16 protein-coding genes are annotated in these 17,765 nt (G+C 67.0%); 6 read left to right on the top strand and 10 right to left on the bottom strand.

The window, feature by feature from the left end:
- Positions 1-24: 24 nt before the first annotated feature.
- From NX773_RS06150 to NX773_RS06130, 5 genes are read right to left on the bottom strand one after another with little or no spacing between them, the layout of a single operon-like run.
- A complete protein-coding gene (locus tag NX773_RS06150) occupies positions 25-360 on the bottom strand; it encodes a hypothetical protein (protein WP_258855440.1) in 336 nt (111 codons plus the stop codon).
- 58 nt (positions 361-418) lie between these two features.
- Positions 419-811 carry a RidA family protein gene (locus NX773_RS06145; protein WP_258855439.1) on the bottom strand — a complete coding sequence of 131 codons (393 nt, stop codon included), beginning with the start codon at positions 809-811 and terminating at the stop codon, positions 419-421.
- Positions 812-824: 13 nt separating this feature from the next.
- Positions 825-2,000, bottom strand: a complete 1,176-nt coding sequence (locus NX773_RS06140) for an acyl-CoA dehydrogenase family protein (RefSeq protein ID WP_258855438.1) — start codon at positions 1,998-2,000, stop codon at positions 825-827.
- A complete protein-coding gene (locus NX773_RS06135; RefSeq protein ID WP_258855437.1) occupies positions 2,000-2,854 on the bottom strand; it encodes an enoyl-CoA hydratase family protein in 855 nt (284 codons plus the stop codon). The genes NX773_RS06140 and NX773_RS06135 overlap by 1 nt, the downstream gene beginning before the upstream one ends.
- Positions 2,855-2,873: 19 nt before the next feature.
- Positions 2,874-5,261: a bifunctional salicylyl-CoA 5-hydroxylase/oxidoreductase gene (locus NX773_RS06130; RefSeq protein WP_258855436.1), complete on the bottom strand. Its 2,388-nt coding sequence runs from the start codon at positions 5,259-5,261 to the stop codon at positions 2,874-2,876.
- 180 nt (positions 5,262-5,441) lie between these two features.
- Between NX773_RS06130 and NX773_RS06125 the strand changes: the two genes are divergently transcribed.
- The 4 genes from NX773_RS06125 (at position 5,442) to NX773_RS06110 (ending at position 11,907) form a co-directional block, all read left to right on the top strand.
- Positions 5,442-6,602 (top strand): pyridoxal phosphate-dependent aminotransferase, encoded by a 1,161-nt coding sequence (locus NX773_RS06125; protein WP_258855435.1) that lies wholly within the window; start codon positions 5,442-5,444, stop codon positions 6,600-6,602.
- Positions 6,599-8,860, top strand: a complete 2,262-nt coding sequence (locus NX773_RS06120) for a hybrid sensor histidine kinase/response regulator (protein ID WP_258855434.1) — start codon at positions 6,599-6,601, stop codon at positions 8,858-8,860. The genes NX773_RS06125 and NX773_RS06120 overlap by 4 nt, the downstream gene beginning before the upstream one ends.
- Before the next feature lie 182 nt (positions 8,861-9,042).
- Entirely contained in the window at positions 9,043-10,680 is a 1,638-nt protein-coding gene (locus tag NX773_RS06115; RefSeq protein WP_258855433.1) for a Na+/H+ antiporter, read from the top strand.
- 81 nt (positions 10,681-10,761) lie between these two features.
- The gene (locus NX773_RS06110) at positions 10,762-11,907 is read left to right on the top strand and encodes a DNA topoisomerase IB (protein ID WP_258855432.1); all 1,146 of its coding nucleotides are present in this window, start codon (positions 10,762-10,764) and stop codon (positions 11,905-11,907) included.
- A 73-nt stretch (positions 11,908-11,980) separates the two neighbouring features.
- On the opposite strand, the gene NX773_RS06105 is transcribed toward NX773_RS06110, so the two are convergent.
- From NX773_RS06105 to NX773_RS06090, 4 genes are all read right to left on the bottom strand, one after another.
- Positions 11,981-12,427: a DUF4019 domain-containing protein gene (locus tag NX773_RS06105; protein ID WP_258855431.1), complete on the bottom strand. Its 447-nt coding sequence runs from the start codon at positions 12,425-12,427 to the stop codon at positions 11,981-11,983.
- 82 nt (positions 12,428-12,509) lie between these two features.
- Entirely contained in the window at positions 12,510-13,697 is a 1,188-nt protein-coding gene (pncB, locus tag NX773_RS06100; protein WP_258855430.1) for a nicotinate phosphoribosyltransferase, read from the bottom strand.
- Positions 13,698-13,715: 18 nt separating this feature from the next.
- Complete coding sequence (locus NX773_RS06095) at positions 13,716-14,213, bottom strand: SET domain-containing protein (RefSeq protein WP_258855429.1); 498 nt, start codon at positions 14,211-14,213, stop codon at positions 13,716-13,718.
- An 87-nt stretch (positions 14,214-14,300) separates the two neighbouring features.
- Complete coding sequence (locus NX773_RS06090; RefSeq protein WP_258855428.1) at positions 14,301-14,645, bottom strand: hypothetical protein; 345 nt, start codon at positions 14,643-14,645, stop codon at positions 14,301-14,303.
- Between the two features lie 75 nt (positions 14,646-14,720).
- Here NX773_RS06090 and NX773_RS06085 point away from each other — a divergent pair, with 75 nt between their 5' ends.
- Both NX773_RS06085 and NX773_RS06080 read left to right on the top strand, forming a co-directional pair.
- Positions 14,721-15,812: a helix-turn-helix transcriptional regulator gene (locus NX773_RS06085; protein ID WP_258855427.1), complete on the top strand. Its 1,092-nt coding sequence runs from the start codon at positions 14,721-14,723 to the stop codon at positions 15,810-15,812.
- Between the two features lie 186 nt (positions 15,813-15,998).
- Positions 15,999-17,126, top strand: a complete 1,128-nt coding sequence (locus NX773_RS06080; RefSeq protein WP_258855426.1) for a hypothetical protein — start codon at positions 15,999-16,001, stop codon at positions 17,124-17,126.
- A 143-nt stretch (positions 17,127-17,269) separates the two neighbouring features.
- On the opposite strand, the gene NX773_RS06075 is transcribed toward NX773_RS06080, so the two are convergent.
- Positions 17,270-17,761, bottom strand: coding sequence for a VOC family protein (locus tag NX773_RS06075; RefSeq protein WP_258855425.1), 492 nt, complete (start codon positions 17,759-17,761; stop codon positions 17,270-17,272).
- Positions 17,762-17,765: the final 4 nt, after the last annotated feature.

The following is a 17,765-nucleotide window of genomic DNA, read 5'->3' as shown; positions in this document are numbered from 1 at the left end:
CTAACAATGTGGCTCAGGCGCGCCTTACCGGCGCGGCGGCTGCTGTGCTGGGTCGCCGCTGGTGGCGCCGTGGCGCGCCATGATCGACGCGGCGCCCGCGGCCTCGCTGGGGTCATTGGCCAGCACCGTCATCATGAAGTACTCCACCTGGTTGGTGGGCGCATAGGTGCGGCTGTACGCCTGCCCACCCACCACGTTCGGGTCGTTCCCGACCGTGAAGTTGGACTTTGCCGGCCCCGCCTCGTCTTCCTTGACCTTGAGCTGCACGCGCTCGTCGGTAAAGCCGGAGGCAATCAGCTCGGCGCGGGCGCGCTGGGCCGCGTCGTAATTGTCGAATATGCGTACGATCTGGGTGTTCATGGCCGCTCCATCCTTGACGATGCGGCCCACCCTACCAGAATCGGCGCCCCGGCGGCGCTCAGTCCGGAATGACGGCAGTGGCTTCGATCTCCACGCGCGCCCGGTCCTCCATCAGCGCCGATACCTGCACCGCGCTCATCGCCGGATAGTGCCGGCCGATGACATCGCGGTAGGCCGCGCCCAGCGCCGCGCCCGCGTCCAGGTACTCGCGCTTGTCCAGCACATACCAGGTCATGCGCACGATGTCCCCCGGCTCCGCGCCCGCCTCGCGCAGCACGGCCACGATGTTCTCGAGCGCCTGGCGGCACTGGCCCACGAAGTCGTCGGTGTGGAACTGCCCTTGCGCGTCCCACCCCACCATGCCGCTCACGCACACCACGCGCCCGCGCGCAGCCACGCCGTTCGAATAGCCCTTCGGGCGCGGCCATCCGGCCGGGTTCAGGATCTCCATCTGTCGCCTTTCCTTAGCTTGGTTTGATGCCGCGTTCGCCCAGCAGCTCGCGCGCGATGATCAGCTGCTGCACTTCGCTCGCCCCTTCGTAAATGCGCAGCGCGCGGATCTCGCGGTACAGGCTCTCCACCGGCTGCCCGCTCACCACGCCCAGCCCGCCGAACATCTGGAGCGCGCTGTCGATCACCTGCTGCGCGGTTTCGGTCGCGGTCAGCTTGGCCATTGCCGCCTCCTTGGTCACACGGCGGCCCTGGTCGCGCAGCCAGGCCGCGCGGTAGGTCAGGAGCGCGGCTGCGTCCACGCCGGTCGCCATCTGCGCCAGTTTGGCCTGCGTGAGCTGGAAGTCGGCCAGCGTCTTGCCGAACATCTTGCGCGAGGCGGCGCGATCCAGCGCTTCGTCCAGCGCGCGCCGCGCAAAGCCGAGCGCCGCGGCCGCAACCGAGGTGCGGAACACGTCGAGCGTGGCCATGGCGACCTTGAAGCCCTGCCCCGGTGCGCCGATCATGCGGCTCGCCGGCACGCGGCAGCCGTCAAAGCGCAGGCGCGCCAGCGGGTGCGGCGCGATCACGTCGATGCGCTCGGCAATCCCAAAGCCGGTCATGCCGGCATCGACGATGAAGGCCGAGATGCCGCGCGCGCCAGGCTGCTCGCCGGTTCGGGCAAAGACCACATAGAAGTCGGCGATGCCGCCGTTGGAAATCCAGGTCTTTTCGCCGTCGAGCACATAATGGTCGCCGTCGCGGCGCGCTGCGCACTGCATTGCGGCCACGTCCGAGCCGGCCTCCGGCTCCGACAGCGCGAACGCGGCAATCGCCTCGCCGGCCGCCACCCGCGGCAGGTATGCCTGCTTCTGCTCTTCGGTGCCGAACAGCGAAATCGCCCCGCTGCCCAGCCCCTGCATCGCAAACGCGAAGTCGGCAAGACCGCAATGGCGGGCCAGCGTCTCGCGCAACAGGCAGATGGCGCGCGTGTCGATCGCGTCGCCCACGCCACCATAGCGCGTGCCCCCCACCGCATGGCGCAGCCAGCCGGCCAGCCCAAGGCTTTTCACCAGCGCCCGGCAGGTATCGTCCACGCTGGCGCCGTGGTGCTCGGCCACGTTGGCCGCAGCCCAGGCGTCGAGCTCGCGCGCCAGCGCGGCGTGGCGCGGTTCCAGGAACGGCCAGTTGAGGTAGTCGGTATCGGCCATCAGTCGCCCTCGAATTGCGGTTTTTCCTTCGCCACGAAGGCGTGGTAGGCGCGGTGGAAGTCGTTGGTCGCCATGCAGATCGCCTGCGCCTGCGCCTCGGCCTCGATGGCCTCGTCCACGCCCATGTTCCATTCCTGCTGCAGCATTTTCTTGGTCATCCCATGCGCGAACGTGGGGCCGGCCGCGAGCGAGGCCGCAAAGCCCTGCGCGTCGGCCACCAGGTTCTCGGGCGCGCACAGGCGGTTGAAGAAGCCCCAGCGCTCGCCTTCCTCGCCGCCCATGCTGCGTCCGCTGTACAGCAACTCGGAAGCACGGCCCTGCCCGATCACGCGCGGCAGCAGCGCGCACGCACCCATGTCGCACCCGGCCAGGCCCACGCGGGTGAACAGGAAGGCGGTCTTGCTGCGCGCGGTGCCAAAGCGGATGTCCGAGCCCAGCGCGAGCATGGCGCCAGCGCCCGCGCACACGCCGTCGATGGCGGCAATCACCGGCTGCGGGCATGCGCGCATCGCCTTGACCACGTCGCCGGTCAGGCGCGTGAAGGCGAGCAGGCCCGGCATGTCCAGCTTGGTGAGTGGCCCGATAATCTCGTGCACGTCGCCGCCTGAGCAGAAGTTCTCGCCAGCGCCGTCCAGCACCACGGACTTGACGTCGTCGGCGTAGGCAAGCTCGCGGAACAGGTCGCGCAGCTCGGTATAGGATTCGAAGGTGAGCGGGTTCTTGCGCTCCGGCCGGTTCAGGGTCAGCGTGGCCACGCCGGCCGTGACGCTGAAAAGGAAGTGGCGCGCGCGGTAGCCGCCCAGGTTGGTGCGGTTGCCGGGCAGTTCGTGCGCTTTGCCTGCAAGGTATCGCATGTGGTCTCCTGTCAGATAGTCATCCCTCGAGCAGCCGCGCCGCGATCTGCTGCGGGCTCAAGCCGCTGTTGGCGGCCGCCAGCTGGCGCTCGCGTTCGAGGTTGCGTTCGAGCTGCAGCTTGGCCGCGCGGTACTGCTTCGGCCATGGCAGGTCGGTAAAGCCGATGCGCGCGGCTTCATGCAAGGTCCAGGCCGGGTTCGCCAGGTGCGGGCGCGCCACTGCGCACAGGTCGGCGCGGCCCGAGGCGATGATGCCGTTGGCATGGTCCGCCTCGTAGATCGCGCCCACCGCAATGGTCGGGATGCCGGCCTCGTTGCGGACGCGGTCGGCGAACGGGGTCTGGAACATGCGCCCGTACACCGGCTTCTCTTGTTTCGACACCTGGCCGGACGAACAATCGATCAGGTCCGCCCCGGCCTGCTTGAACAACCGCGCCACCTCGACCGCGTCGCCCGGGGTGATGCCGCCCTCCACCCAGTCGTGGGCCGAGACGCGCACGCTGATCGGCAGGTGCTGCGGCCACGCGGCGCGCACCGCGGCGAACACTTCGAGCGGATAGCGGCAGCGGTTCTCGAGCGAGCCGCCGTAGGCGTCAGTCCGCCGGTTGGTGAGCGGCGAAATGAAGCTCGACAGCAGGTAGCCGTGCGCGCAGTGCAGCTCCAGCCAGTCGAAGCCCGCTTCGGCCGCCGCCCGCGCCGCGCGCACGAAATCGGCCTTGATGCGCTCCAGGTCTTCCAGGCTCGCCTCGCGCGCGACCTGCGACACGCCTTCGATGTACTGCTGCGGCGATGCCGACACCAGCGGCCAGTTGGCATCGACCAGCGGCTGGTCGATGCCTTCCCACGCGCGGCGCGTCGATCCCTTGGCGCCGGCGTGGCCGAGCTGGATGCCGATCGCGGCGTCGGTGTTGGCGTGGACGTAATCGACGATGCGCTTCCACGCCGCCGTGTGCTCGCGGGTGTACATGCCCGGGCAGCCGGGCGTGATGCGCGCGTCCGCCGACACGCAGGTCATCTCGGCCATCACCAGCGCCGCCCCGCCGAACGCGCGCGCGCCCAGGTGCATCAGGTGGTAGTCGCCCACCAGCCCGTCCTCGGCCGAGTATTGCGCCATGGGCGAGACCACGATGCGGTTCTTGAGCACCACGCCGCGCACCTTGAACGGGGTGAGCATGGGCGGAATGCTGCGACTGGTCGATGGCAGCGGCAGCCCGGCCTGTGCGTATGCCCGCTTGGCGATCCAGTTTTCCACGCGTTCGACGTAAGCGGGGTCGCGCAGCCGCAGGTTCTCGTGCGACAGGCGCTGGCTGCGCGTGAGCAGCGAATACGCGAACTGCTCCGCTTCCATGGCCGTGTAGCGGCGCACGTTCTCGAACCATTCCATCGAGTTGCGCGCCGCGCTTTGCAGCTTGAGCACCTCGACCGATCGCGCCTGCTGGTAGGCCGCCAGCACCTGCTCCAGCGTGCCGCCATCGCCAAAGCAGCGCGCCAGTTCGATTGCATCCTCCAGCGCGAGCTTGGTGCCGGACCCGATCGAGAAGTGCGCCGTGTGCGCCGCGTCGCCCATCAGAACCACCGGCACCCGGCGCGCGCCGATGCTGTTCCAGTGGACCCAATCGCGGCAGACAATGCGCGGAAAGCGGATCCACATGGCCGAGCCGCGCAGGTGCGCCGCGTTCGCCATCAGCTTCTGGCCGTCGAGGTAGCGCGCGAACAGCCGCTCGCAAAAGGCGATGGCCTGCGGCTGCTCCATCTCGTCCAGCCCGGCCGCGCGCCACACTTGCTCGGGCGTTTCGACGATGAAGGTGGAGGTGTCGCCGTCGTACTGGTAGGCGTGAGCCTGGAACCAGCCGTGCGGCGTCTCTTCGAAGGCAAAGGTGAAGGCGTCGAACTTCTTCCTGGTGCCGAGCCAGACGAAGCGGCAGTGGCGCGCGTCCACGTCGGGCTGGTAGGTGGCGGCGTAGCGGTGGCGAATGCGGCTGTTGATGCCGTCGCTGGCGATCACCAGGTCCGCATCGTACTGCGCGGCGATGGCCTGGTCGTCCAGCACATCGGTCTCGAAGACGAGCTTGACGCCCAGCGCTTCGCAGCGCTGCTGCAGGATGTTCAACAGGCGCTTGCGCCCGATCCCGCAAAAGCCGTGGCCGCCGGAGGTCACGGTGCGGCCCTTGAAGTGCACGTCGATGTCGTCCCAGTGGTTGAACGACTGCAGGATCGAGCGCGCGGTCGGCTCGTCGGCGGCGACCAGGTTGCCGAGCGTCTGGTCCGAGAACACCACGCCCCAGCCAAATGTGTCATACGGGCGGTTGCGCTCGATGACCGTAATCTCGTGTGCCGGGTCCTGCTTTTTCATCAGCAGCGCGAAATACAGGCCAGCCGGCCCGCCCCCAACGCACACGATTTTCATTGTCATCCCCTGTTTGTGGTACTCAGGAATATTACATGCATAACTAGTTTAGGTGTCAACTAATAGCGCAGTTCGATTGAAGGACGGGATTTTCTTAATTTAGTACAATCCGGAAACCCGCCGTGCCGGGCTTGTGCAGCGAAAAAGCCCGAATCATCAAACACTTATCGTAAATGCAAGATGAAAATCTCCGACCGTATCGCCTCTTCCCGACCGCTCGCCACCACTGCCATGCACGGCCGCGTGGAAACGCTGCGCAACCAGGGTGAGTCGGTGATCGATTTTTCGATCGCCATTTCACATTTTCCCGCGCCCAAGCCGGTGCTTGACGCGGTCGCCCAGGCGGTCGAACGCGAGCGCACCATGCCCTACACCGCCGTGGTCGGCGCCCTGCAGGTGCGCGAACACCTGGGCGAGAAGCTGCGCAAGGAGAACGAGATCGAGGCCGGCAGCGAGGAGATCATCGTCACCTGCGGCGCCAAGCAGGCGTTGTACGAGTCGCTGTACGTGATGACCGACCCGGGCGATGCGGTCGTGATCTTCAAGCCGCACTGGCCGGCCTACGTGGCCACCGCGCAGCTGCTGGGCCTTTCGCCGATCCTGGTGGACCTGCCCGAGCAGGTCACGCCGGCGTTCCTGGATGCGATCGCGCCGGCCAAGGTGGTCATCATCAACAACCCGCACAACCCGACCGGGAAGGTGTTCACGCGCGCCGAGCTTGAGCATATTCGCGACTGGGTGGAACGCACCGGCGCGCAGGTGATCGTCGACGAGAGCTATGAGCACCTGGCGTTCGAGGGCCGGCACACCAGTTTTGCCGCGACCTGCGACTGGCGCAAGATCGGCGTGGTGACGATCTTCTCGGCCTCGCAGAGCTACGCCATGATGGGCTGGCGCGTGGGCTTTGCGCTCGCGCCCAAGGAAGTGGTCAGCGCCATGGAAACGCTGCAGGGGCCGATCACCGCAGCGGCATCGCACATCTCGCAGATCGCGGCCGACGCGGCTTTTGCCTGCGGCACCCCGCGCGCCATGATGGACGACTACCGCGCGCGGCGCGACCTGGCGGTCAGGCACTTCGCCGAAGTGCCGTGGATCGACATGCACGCGCCGGCATCCGGCCCCTACCTGTGGGGCGACATCCGCTCGCTGACGATGGAGACGGTGGCGTTTTCCGAGCGCCTGCTGGAAGACAAGCGCGTGGCCGTCATGCCGGGCGACGCGCTCGGCGTGCCGGGTTACATCCGCCTGGGCTACATCTCGGACGACGTGGCGACGCTGGAGGAAGGCATCCGCCGTATCATCGCCTTTGGCGACGGCTACGCGCGCGCCAAACAACGATGAAGTTCTCGCTGGGCAGTCTTCGCCTGAACAGCCTGCGCAGCAGGCTGATGCTGCTGGTCGCGCTGGCGATCACGCCGATCGCGGTGATGACCTTGGTGAACGGCGTGCGCGAGCGCGAGCAGGCCGTCAAGGCGTCCGAGGAAAACCTGCGCCGGCTCACGCGGCTGGCCGCCGCCAACGAAGCGCAGTCGATCGAGGCCGCGCGCCAGATCCTGGTGGACCTGGCCAGCGTGCCGGACCTGCTCGGCCCCAAGGAACGCTGCCGCGCGCTGTTGGCCGACGTCCTGGACCGCAACGAGGGCTATGTCAACTTCGGCCTCATCCAGCTCAACGGCGACGTGAGCTGCAGCGCGGTGCCGCTGCTGCACCCGGTGAACCTGGGCGACCGCAGCCACTTCAAGCGCGCCATCTCGGAGCGCCGCTTCATCGCCGGCGACTACGTGTTCGGGCGCGTGATACGCAAGCACACGATCAACCTGACCTACCCGGTCATCAACCACGACGGCCAGGTGGTGGCGGTGGTGTTCGCCGCAATGGACCTGGCGGACCTGGACACCTTCGTCAACGATATCAGCCTGCCGCCCGGCTCGGTGCTGACCACCGCCGACGCGCGCGGCCAGATCATCTCGCGCCGGCCCGAGCCCGAGCGCTGGCTCGGCACGGCCATCTCGCAGCCGATGCTGGAAGGGATGGCGCATGCGAACGGCAGGTCGCTGGTACTCAAGGGCGACGATGGCGTCGAGCGCCTGCACGCGTTCGCGCACGTGGGGGCACCGCAGCTGACCGACTACACGGTCTCGATCGGCATCCCGACCGACACCATCACCTACACCGCCCGCCACGACCAGCTCATGTCCCTGGTCGCGCTGGCCGCCACCACCATGCTGGCCCTGCTGGCTGCCTGGCTGGCGGGCGACATTTTGATCGTGCAGCGGGTGCGCAAGCTGATGGACACGGCGCGCAGCATCGCCGCCGGCAAGCTCGATGCCCGCACCGGCATCGAGTACGGGCACGAGGAGATCGGCAACCTGGCCAAGGCGCTGGACGAGATGGCCGAGGCGCTGCAGAAGAAGGAAACCGCGCGCAGCCTGGCCGAGCGCGAATTGCGCGCCGCGGACCAGCGCAAGGACGAGTTCCTGGCAATGCTGGCGCACGAGCTGAGAAACCCGCTGGCGCCGATCAGCACCGGCGCCCACCTGCTCAAGCTGCTGCACTCGGACAGCGCGCAGATCACGCAGACCTGCGCGATCATCGCGCGCCAGGTCGAGCACATGACCAGCCTGGTGGATGACCTGCTGGACGTCTCGCGCGTCACGCGCGGGCTGGTGTCGCTGTCCACCCAGGCGCTGGACCTGAAGAAGGTGGTGGAAGACGCGGCCGAGCAGATCCGGCCGCTGGTCAACGCGCGGCGCCATCGGGTGGTGATCGACCTGCCGCAGGAGCCGGCCATCGTCAAGGGCGACCACAAGCGGCTGGTGCAGGTGGTGGCCAACCTGCTGGGCAACGCGACCAAGTACACGCCCGAGGGCGGGCACATCGAGCTGCGCCTGGCGCGCGAGGACGACGACTACGTGATTTCGGTGTCGGACGACGGCATCGGCATGGAGAGCTCGCTGGTCGAGCGCGTGTTCGACCTGTTCACGCAGGCCGAGCGCACGCCGGACCGCTCGCAAGGCGGCCTGGGACTGGGCCTGGCGCTGGCCAAGAGCCTGGTCGAGCTGCACGGCGGCAGCGTGCGTGCCTACAGCGCGGGCCTGGGCAAGGGCAGCATCTTCACGGTGCGCCTGCCGCGCCATGAAGAGCACGCGGCCACGCAAGCGCCCGCCCTGCCGTCGATCGAGCGGCGCGGCGCGCCGGCCGCGCCGCTGCGCATTTTGCTGGTGGACGACAATCAGGACGCGGCGCACACGCTGCAACTGTTCCTGGAGGCGGCCGGGCACGCGGTGCAGGTGGCGCACCGCGCGGCCGAAGGGCTGGAACTGGCGCGCGCGTTCCGGCCGCAGGTCTGCCTGCTCGACATCGGGCTGCCGGACTTTGACGGCAACGAACTGGCACGGCGGCTGCGCCTGACGCCGCAGGCCGCGGGCGCGACCCTGGTGGCCATGACCGGCTACGGCCGCCAGCAGGACCGCGAGGCGTCGGCACTGGCCGGGTTCGACCACTACCTCGTCAAGCCCGTGAACACGGTGCAGCTGACGCAGTTGCTGGCAACGGTGCGGGTGCCGCAAACGGCCGCGCTGAACCGGCCGCCACTCTAGCACCACCTGCTACGATCGTCATCCCGGCGAAGGCCGCGATCCATGCTGAATCTCCGAAGTCGCAAACTCAGCATGGGCCACGGCGGGGCCGCCGAGGATGCGCCGGGATGACGGTTTTCGAGCAACGGTGGCCAACGCATCCCCGCAATCCTTTATCATCCTGACTATCAAGGAGGGAATGCATGGATTCGGTTGAACTGGTGCTGGCGATGCTGCTGGCGGTTGTGGCGAGCGGCTACGTGGTGCGCATGTTGCCGTTTCCGCTACCCCTGCCGCTGGTCCAGATTGCGCTGGGCGCCGTCATCGAAGGCGTGTTCGGGCACGGCGTCACGCTCGAGCCGGACATCTTCTTCCTGCTGTTCCTGCCGCCGCTGCTGTTCCTGGACGGCTGGCGCATCCCCAAGGTCGGCCTGTTCCGCGACAAGAGCACCATCCTCGAACTGGCGCTGGGCCTGGTCGTGTTCACGGTGATCGGCGCCGGCTACCTGATCCACTGGCTGGTGCCGTCGATGCCGCTGGCGGTTGCGTTTGCGCTGGCGGCCATCGTCGCGCCCACCGACCCGATCGCGGTGTCCTCGATCGCCAGCCGCGTGCCGATCCCGCCGCGCCTGATGCACATCCTGGAAGGCGAGGCCCTGCTCAACGACGCCAGCGGCCTGGTGTGCTTCCGTTTTGCCGTCGCGGCCGCCATCACCGGGCACTTTTCGCTGGCCTCGGCCGCGGTCACCTTCCTGTGGGTGGCGCTGGCCGGCATCGCCAGCGGCGTGGCCATTACGCTGGCAATCTCGTACGCTCAGCGCTCGCTGTCGCGCCGCTTTGGCGAAGAGAGCGGCTCGCCGGTCCTCATCAACCTGCTCACGCCGTTCGGCGCCTACCTGGTCGCGGAGCGCCTGCAGGGCTCCGGCATCCTGGCCGCGGTGGCCGCCGGCATCACCATGAGTTACGTGGAACTGAGCGGGCGCGCGCTGGCCACCACCCGCGTGCGCCGCGCCGTGGTGTGGGACTCGGTGCAGTTCGCGTTCAACGGCATCGTGTTCGTCCTGCTCGGCGAACAATTGCCTGACATTATCAGTGGCGCCTTGCGGGCGGCCGAGGCCAGCGGCGGCGAGCGCGGCCTGTGGCGGCTGGCGTCCACCGCCCTCGCGGTGAGCCTGGGGCTGCTGTTGCTGCGCTTTATCTGGGTCTGGGTGTCGCTGCGCCTGACGCTGCTCAGCGCCAAGCGCCAGGGACATCATGTGAACGTGAGCAAGTTCCGTCTGGTGCTGGCCACCTCGCTGGCTGGCGTGCGTGGCGCACTGACCATGGCTGGCATCCTGACCCTGCCGCTGACCCTGGCGAACGGCAGGCCCCTGCCCGGCCGCCATCTCGCGATCTTCCTCGCGGCATCGGTCATCCTGATATCGCTGGTGCTGGCGAGCGTGGCGCTGCCGCCGCTGCTGCGTTCGCTCAAGCTGCCGGAAGAGCCGGCCGACGCCGCGGAGGAAGACTTCGCGCGCCACGAGGCGGCGGTGGCGGCGATCGCGGCGGTCGAACAGTCCAGCCACCAGCAGGCGCACCAGCACATCGATCCCGAGATCCACAGCAGCGCGGCGGACCATGTGATGGGCATCTACGAGCACCGCCTGGCCGGCGGTGTGGCCGGCAGCATGGACCCGGCCAAGGTGCGCATGGCCGACCAGTCCGAGCGCGCGTTCCGCCTGGTGGCGCTGCACGCGGAGCGCGACACGATCCTGCAGCTGGCGCGCGACGAGCGCATTTCGGACGAGACCGCCCGCAAGCTGCTGCGCGAAATCGACCTGGTGGAAGCGCGTTATCGCTGACAAAGTTATGTTGCGAACGGTGCGCGCGCAAGCGAGCGAGTAAGATCGGCCAGACTTCTCGCCCATTTTCGCGCCCAACACATGAAGAGCGAAGACCTGTCACTGGCCAGCCCGGTGGCGAACGCCGATCCGCCCGCTGCCGCCCGGGCCGCCGGGCTGCGCTACGTGAACGACAGCAAGCCCGGCATCCGGCGCGAGCACGCGGGCGAGGCTTTTCGCTATGTGGACCCCAAGGGCGAAACGATCACCGACGAGGACGTACTGCGGCGCATCAAGTCGCTCGCGATTCCGCCGGCGTGGACCGACGTGTGGATCTGTCCGCTTGCCAACGGCCACCTGCAGGCGACCGGGCGCGATGCGCGCGGGCGCAAGCAATACCGCTACCATCCCAAATGGCGCGAGGTGCGCGACGAGGTCAAGTACGAGCGCATGATCAAGTTCGGCGAGGCGCTGCCGGCGATCCGCCGGGAGGTCAACCGCGCCCTCGGCCTGCCCGGCCTGCCGCGCGAAAAGGTGCTGGCGACCATCGTCTACCTGCTGGAAACGACGATGATCCGCGTTGGCAACGAGGAGTACGCGCGCACCAACAAATCGTTCGGGCTCACCACGCTGCAGCGGCGCCACGTGCGCATCGATGGCAGCGACGTCGAGTTCCGCTTTCGCGGCAAGAGCGGGGTGTACCACAAGGTCAAGGTGCACGACCGGAGGCTGGCGCGCATCATCCAGCGCACGCGCGACCTGCCGGGGCAGGAACTGTTCGAGTACGTGGACGACGACGGCGAAACGCGCACGGTCGATTCGAGCGACGTGAACGAATACCTGCGCCAGATCAGCGGCGAGGACTACACGGCCAAGGACTTTCGCACCTGGTCGGGCACGGTGCTGGCGGCGATGGCGCTGCAGGAGTTCGAAAAGTTCGACTCGCAAGCCCAGGCCAAGAAGAATGTGGTGCGCGCGATCGAGCAGGTGGCCGAAAAGCTGGGCAACACGCCCTCGGTGTGCCGCAAGTGCTACGTGCACCCGGCGATCCTGGACAGCTACCTGGAAGGCGCGACGCTGCAGGTGCTGCGCGAGCGCGCCGGGGAGGAGCTGACAGAAGAGCTGCACAAGCTCAACCCCGAGGAGGCGGCCGTGCTGGCCCTGCTGGAGGAGCGGCTGGCGCACGAAGCGGCCGCGCCGCCGGCAGCCAAGCCCGCGCGGCGCAAGCGCGCAGCAACGCAGGCATAACGCGTGGCATGGGCGTTCAGCCAGCGCCAGCGCTGGTCGAACGCGTGGGCAGCCAAGCTGCCGACCCTACGCCTCAGTCCTTGAGCTCGTTGTGCGGCACCGTCTTGATGTAATAGCCGGATACCCGCCACTTGCCGTCCTTGTCGCGCATGGGCGTGACGGTCTCGATGCCGATCTGGTTGGCGGGCAACTGGTTGAACCTGGTGTTGTACTGGATGACCACGTACTCGCCTTCCGGCGCGCCGGGCAGCGCCCGGGTGGCCACCGCAGTAGCCAGCCGCCGCGACACCGGCTTGCCATACGGGTCGCGCGCGCCGCGCACCGATTTTTCCCAGTCCGCCTTGCTCACCATCTTTTGCGACACGCTGGCCATGTTGTCCCACGAGCCGGCGACGTCGCCCTTGTCGACCTGGGCCAGCCAGCTTTCCGCGGCGGCCGTTGCTTCGTTGACGTTGTTGTCCTGGGCATGGGCAAGGGTCGCGGCAAAGGCAGCGACAGCGAACAGGCAGCGGAACTTCATGCGTTTCTCCTGGCGTTGATGGACTGGCGCCCATCCTAGCGCAGCCGCACCGCGAGTCAAGCGCCATGCGCAATGCATGGCCTCAAACGTAGTGGTTGAAGACCTGCCGCAGGTAGGCCAGGAAGGTCTCGTCCGTGCATTGCGACTTGCCCGGCGTATCGGCCAGCTTGGCCACTGCCTGGCCGTTGCAGCGCACCAGCTTCATGACGATGTTCAGCGGCTCGATGCCGGTGTCGTTGGTCAGCCTGGTGCCGATGCCGAAGCCGGTCATGATACGGTCGCCGAAGTGACGGTACAGCGACAGCGCCTTGGGCACCGACAGGCTGTCCGAGAACACCAGCCGCTTGGTGCGCGGGTCGATGCGCAGCTTGTGATAATGGGCGATCGCCTTTTCGCCCCACTCCACCGGGTCGCCCGAGTCGTGGCGCAGGCCGTCGAACAGCTTGGCAAAGTACAGGTCGAAGTCGTTGAGGAAGGCGTTCATGCCCACCACGTCGGTGAGCGCGGTGCCAAGGTCGCCGCGATACTCCTGCACCCAATCCTCCAGCGCGGCCTTCTGGAAGTCGCGCAGCCGCACGCCGAACGACTGGAAGGCCTGCATGTACTCGTGCGCCATGGTACCGATCGGCACCAGGTTGTACTTGCGCGCCAGGTGCACGTTGGAGGTGCCCTTGAAGTACTGCGGCACCTCGCGCGCCAGCGTGCGCACCACCTCGTCGTGCCAGTCGCCCGAAAAGCGGCGGCGCACGCCGAAGTCGAAGAACTCGAACGGGTTGCTGCGGTGCGGCTCCTTGTCGAAGGCGCGCAGCTCGGCGATCTTGCCGGCCAGGCGTTTGCGCGCCTCGAGCAGCGCGCCGGCCTGGTCGAAGCGGCGGAAATACAGCTCGTTGACGATATAGAGCACGTAGATTTCAAAGCCCATCACGTGCACCACGGGGCCGACGGCCTTGATGCGCAGGTGCGGGCCGTCCGTTTCCACCGTGATGAATTTGCGCTGGAAGCGGAAGACGGTGAGGAAATCGGCGAAGTCGCTCTTGATGAAGCGCAGGCTGCGCAGGTAGGCCACTTCCTCGTCGGTGAACATCAAGGAGCACAGGTGGTCGAGCTCGCGCTCCACCGCTTCCTTGAGCTCGGCCAGCGGGAACTCGGGCTGGTTGCGGCACTTGAATTCGTACTCGCCGTGGGCGCCGGGATGCCGGTGCAGCAGCGCCTGCCACATCGTGAACTTGTAGAGATCGGTTTCGAGCAGGCTGCGGACGACGGGTTTCATGAGCTCCCTGGCGGTTCGTTACGCCGCCTTGCTGCGGCGGCGCTTGGGCGCGAGCATCGTGCCGGTGCAGCCCTCGGTGCCGCAACGGCATTCGAACAGGCGCTTGAGCGCCGGCGTATGTCGCTCATCGTAGATCAAGGCGTAATTGTAGTTCAGTTCCTCGCCGGCCTCGATGTCGCGCAGCGCGTGGATGTAGACCCGTCCGTTCTCCTCGAACGCCTCGCAGTTTGGGGAGCAAGCATGGTTGATGAAGCGCGCCTGGTTGCCGCGGCTGCCGCCGTCGATCACGCGGCCGTCATGCAGGCTGAAATAGAAGGTGTGGTTGACCGGGCCGCCGCGGCGCTGGGCGCGCTCGATCGCTTCGTCCCAGCTGATGCGTTCGCCCTTGTATTCGACGATGCGCTCGCCGGCCGGAATTTTGCGGCTGGCGAACACGCCGTTGCCGTGGACCGGTGAAGACTTGACTTCGTACGCCGGCGGCGCCCTGCGCGCGCCCGGCTTTGCGATGGTGGACATGAACACGATGATGCCGCAGGCGAGAGTTGAACTGCCCGTATTATGGAAGAATCGTGGGCGCCACCGCGCACACTTAATACAGCCGCTTCAGATCCGGATCTGGCGGCGCGCGCAGCGCATGCCGGCGGCGTCGCGGAACACGGTCCAGACCTGCGCCTGCTCGAGCTGCCCGGCCAGTTCCAGCGCCTGGCCGTAGCCCAGCCCGTACTGGCGCTGCAGCAGCGAGACCGGGCCGGCGATCACGTCACCGTGCTGGTCGAAGTGCTGCTGCACCAGGTTCAAGGCCTGCTCGTACAGCATTTCGTCGCGCGAGCGGCGGCGCGCGCGCGGCGCGGTGCGGGCCTGGGCAGCGGTGCCGGCGGCCAGGCCAATCAGGGCGAATGCGCCGCGCAGCAGCGAACGGCGAACCTGGGTCACGGATTGGATGCTCATCTTGTTCTCCTCTTGTGTTTGTCTGATGTGCTCATGCTATAGTCGATACGCGACAATATGTGACGCATAAAAAACATGAGCGGAAAAGGCAAACAGGCAAGCGAACAGACCCTGGCACGGCGCATCGCCCTGCTCGACCGGCTGCCGGTCGGCCACGCGCCCGCGGCCGGGCGCACCGTGGGCGAGCTGACCGACTACCTCAATGCGAGCGGCTTCGACTGCGGGCGGCGCACGGTGGAGCGCGACCTGGAGGCGATCGACGCAGTGGGCTCGGTGTGGCGCGGCATCGGCGTGGACCTGCAGCAGGGGATGGATGAAGAAGACGCCCGCGTGCCGCGCTGGAGCCACACGCCAAACAGCAAGGCGCTGCTGTTTCGTACGCTGTCCAATGAAGACGCGTTGTTACTGAGTCTTGTGGAGCAGGAGCTGAAGTTCTTCATGCCGGCGTCCGCGTACGAGTCACTGATGCAGTACCTGAAAGTGTCGAACCGGGTGCTGTCGCTGCATGCGAACCAGCCGCAGGCGCAGTTCCGCGAGCGTGTGCGGGTGATCGCGGACGGGCCGGCATTGCGGCCGCCCGAGTTGAACATGCCGCACCTGCAGGAGATCAACGAGGCGCTGCTGCACGGGGAGCAGCTGGACCTGGCCTACCGCACGGCCCGCAGCAGCGGGGAGACGGCGTACCGGCTGCATCCGGTCGGGCTGGTCAAGCAGGGGCTGTTCTTTTACCTGCTGGCGGTGAAGGAGGAGAACGTGCACAAGCGCGCGCCGGGGCCGGTGCAGACCTTCCGGATCGACCGCGTCCGGCGCGTGGCGCGGCGGCGGCAGGAGCCGGTGGCGCGCGGCTTGCCGAGTCTCGAGGCGGCACTGGGGAACGGGCAGCTGCAGTTCTTCGACAAGGGGAAGATCGCGCTCAAGCTGCGCTTTGCGGACAATGCCGACGGGCAGGCGCTATGCGACAGCTATCGCGAAACGCCGATGGCGGCGGACCAGCGCATCGTCAAGCGCGGGGACGGGACGTACGAGCTGCAGGCCACCGTGATGTATTCGCTGCAGCTGGTGCGCATGTTGCAGGCCGAGGCGCACCGCTCGTATGTGGTGGAGCCGAAGGCGCTCAAGGACGAGATTGCGGGGTTCGTGCGGGAGGCGGCGCGGTTGCACCTTTGATTGCCGCGGCGCGAACAATGCATGGTGGGTCGTTTCGCGCGTGCAAACTTAATCAAAACCATGTTTCTTATGACTGGTGTGTCGATTACGAGACATGCCAGTCTTTGCCGTGCCGAAAATGGATACCATGAAATTTCGACAATTCCTGTCGAATCGCTTCACCACTTCAACCAGGGGGAGACAAGCATGGATCTCGTTAAAGGGGTAACGGTGTGGGTCAGCGCGCCGCTCAAGTACGACATGACATACTTCAATGGCCGCCAGACGTACACAGAGCAATTTTTGTGTATCAAATGTGCAAGCGGGTACGTCCAAGTCGCCCAGGGAGCTATCGACCAAGTCGTGGCGAGTGTCGCGAAATCGCTCTCATCCTTGCCGCCGGTGCCGGTCGCTGGCTTTCCGGTTCCGGTCGGCCAGCTGCTGGCGGAGGCATTGAAATTCGTCGTGGGTTATTACGAAAACGCCAGCAAGGAGGCGGATGGCTCGGTCATCCTCGAGCTCGCACCGCACTATGTGGGCACGAAGGCTGGCGGCCTCGACATCACGGCGTGGCCTTTTCCTGGCGTCGATCCGGCCACCTGGCGCAGCGTCTTGTCCAGCGCGCGTAATGCGTTGACTTCGGTACAGGGGACCATGCGTTTGGCCGACATGAATTACCCGCAACCGGAAGCGCACGGGAACACCCCACGCTACCGCTTCAACCACCTCGAGGCCGCCCTCGTCAACGAGCTGGTAGCGCGGGATACCGGTATGCCACGTTCGGACGGGCCGTTCGCGGCGTTCGCACATGAGTCGTCGGGGATCGTACCCGAGTCGAACGCACAGCGATCCGCCTGCTACCAGGCCGCAAAGGATGTCCTCGACTCCGAGTTGAAGGAAGCAAACAAGATCGACGACTGGATCCAGCGCAGCGCGGCGATCATGGCCGCTCATGCGCAATACGGCGCCGCTTGTTGGCTGTGCGACCGAACCTTCAGCGGTGACGCCGCAGTTGCAGCCAACGCGCTTGCCGACGGTGCGGGCGACTTCCAGTCCCGCTTCCAGTCATGCCTGAAATCGAAAGGCATGCCTGTACCGGACTCGGCGTTCTCCACCATGCAGATGGCCCTTGCCACGATCACCGCGCTATCAAACGCGGTGAAACAATACGGCACGGCGGTCACTGTGGCTGAGCTGGTCGGTGCCGGCGTCCTCTCCGATTTCCTTGCCGTGGCCGGGGCGTTGACCGCTGCCGTCTATCTCGGCGCGTGCATCGGCTGTGCAGCCAGTGCCGGCATGCCGCTCGACGTCCTGCCCTGCGCCGAGCCGGCCTGAATCCCGGGCACCGGTCTCGCGCCGACGCGTTCAGCCCCCGCTTGCGCGGGGCTGAACGCCTGCGCGGGGCACCAGAACCCAGCCGGGCAGCACCCGCCTTGCGCGTCGCCATGCGCAAGGCGGGGCAGCCGGGAACTCTGCGCTCAGCCGGCCAATGCGCGGCGCAGTTCGGCCACGTCCATCTTCCGCATCTTGAGCATGGCGGCGAACACGCGCTCGACCCTGGCGGGGTTTGCTTCAACCAGTGTGTCCATCAGCACGCGCGGCACGATCTGCCAGAACAGGCCGTAGCGGTCCTTGAGCCAGCCGCATTCGCGCTCTTCGCCGCCCTCGCCCAGCCGCTGCCAGTAGTGGTCCACCTCGTCCTGGTTGTCGCAACAAACCATCATCGACACCGCTTCGGTGAACTTGAATGCCGGCCCGCCGTTCAGCGCCGTGAACTGCTGGCCGTCCAGCTCGAACGCGACGGTCATGGCCGATCCGGCCGCCCGGCCGTGCAGCTCCTGCCCCACCGCCGGATAGTGCGTCATCGACGTGATGCGCGAGTTGGGGAACACGCTCGTGTAGAACCGGGCCGCTTCTTCTCCCTGCGTGTCGAACCACAGGCATGGGGTGATGCGTGAAATGGTTGGCATGGTT

Source organism: Massilia solisilvae, assembly GCF_024753215.1.
Lineage (GTDB): Bacteria > Pseudomonadota > Gammaproteobacteria > Burkholderiales > Burkholderiaceae_D > Telluria > Telluria solisilvae.
The sequence above is the reverse complement of the archived record's forward strand: the minus strand, read 5'-3'. Positions and strand labels throughout refer to the sequence as shown.

What these genes read in the sequence shown, in the direction of transcription:
- NX773_RS06110 (WP_258855432.1), top strand. Translation starts at nt 10,762, where the DNA reads ATGAAGAGCGAAGACCTGTCACTGGCCAGCCCGGTGGCGAACGCCGAT.
- pncB (WP_258855430.1), bottom strand. Translation starts at nt 13,697, where the DNA reads ATGAAACCCGTCGTCCGCAGCCTGCTCGAAACCGATCTCTACAAGTTC.
- NX773_RS06150 (WP_258855440.1), bottom strand. Translation starts at nt 360, where the DNA reads ATGAACACCCAGATCGTACGCATATTCGACAATTACGACGCGGCCCAG.
- NX773_RS06095 (WP_258855429.1), bottom strand. Translation starts at nt 14,213, where the DNA reads ATGTCCACCATCGCAAAGCCGGGCGCGCGCAGGGCGCCGCCGGCGTAC.
- NX773_RS06090 (WP_258855428.1), bottom strand. Translation starts at nt 14,645, where the DNA reads ATGAGCATCCAATCCGTGACCCAGGTTCGCCGTTCGCTGCTGCGCGGC.
- NX773_RS06105 (WP_258855431.1), bottom strand. Translation starts at nt 12,427, where the DNA reads ATGAAGTTCCGCTGCCTGTTCGCTGTCGCTGCCTTTGCCGCGACCCTT.
- NX773_RS06075 (WP_258855425.1), bottom strand. Translation starts at nt 17,761, where the DNA reads ATGCCAACCATTTCACGCATCACCCCATGCCTGTGGTTCGACACGCAG.
- NX773_RS06135 (WP_258855437.1), bottom strand. Translation starts at nt 2,854, where the DNA reads ATGCGATACCTTGCAGGCAAAGCGCACGAACTGCCCGGCAACCGCACC.
- NX773_RS06115 (WP_258855433.1), top strand. Translation starts at nt 9,043, where the DNA reads ATGGATTCGGTTGAACTGGTGCTGGCGATGCTGCTGGCGGTTGTGGCG.
- NX773_RS06130 (WP_258855436.1), bottom strand. Translation starts at nt 5,261, where the DNA reads ATGAAAATCGTGTGCGTTGGGGGCGGGCCGGCTGGCCTGTATTTCGCG.
- NX773_RS06080 (WP_258855426.1), top strand. Translation starts at nt 15,999, where the DNA reads ATGGATCTCGTTAAAGGGGTAACGGTGTGGGTCAGCGCGCCGCTCAAG.
- NX773_RS06125 (WP_258855435.1), top strand. Translation starts at nt 5,442, where the DNA reads ATGAAAATCTCCGACCGTATCGCCTCTTCCCGACCGCTCGCCACCACT.
- NX773_RS06085 (WP_258855427.1), top strand. Translation starts at nt 14,721, where the DNA reads ATGAGCGGAAAAGGCAAACAGGCAAGCGAACAGACCCTGGCACGGCGC.
- NX773_RS06145 (WP_258855439.1), bottom strand. Translation starts at nt 811, where the DNA reads ATGGAGATCCTGAACCCGGCCGGATGGCCGCGCCCGAAGGGCTATTCG.
- NX773_RS06140 (WP_258855438.1), bottom strand. Translation starts at nt 2,000, where the DNA reads ATGGCCGATACCGACTACCTCAACTGGCCGTTCCTGGAACCGCGCCAC.
- NX773_RS06120 (WP_258855434.1), top strand. Translation starts at nt 6,599, where the DNA reads ATGAAGTTCTCGCTGGGCAGTCTTCGCCTGAACAGCCTGCGCAGCAGG.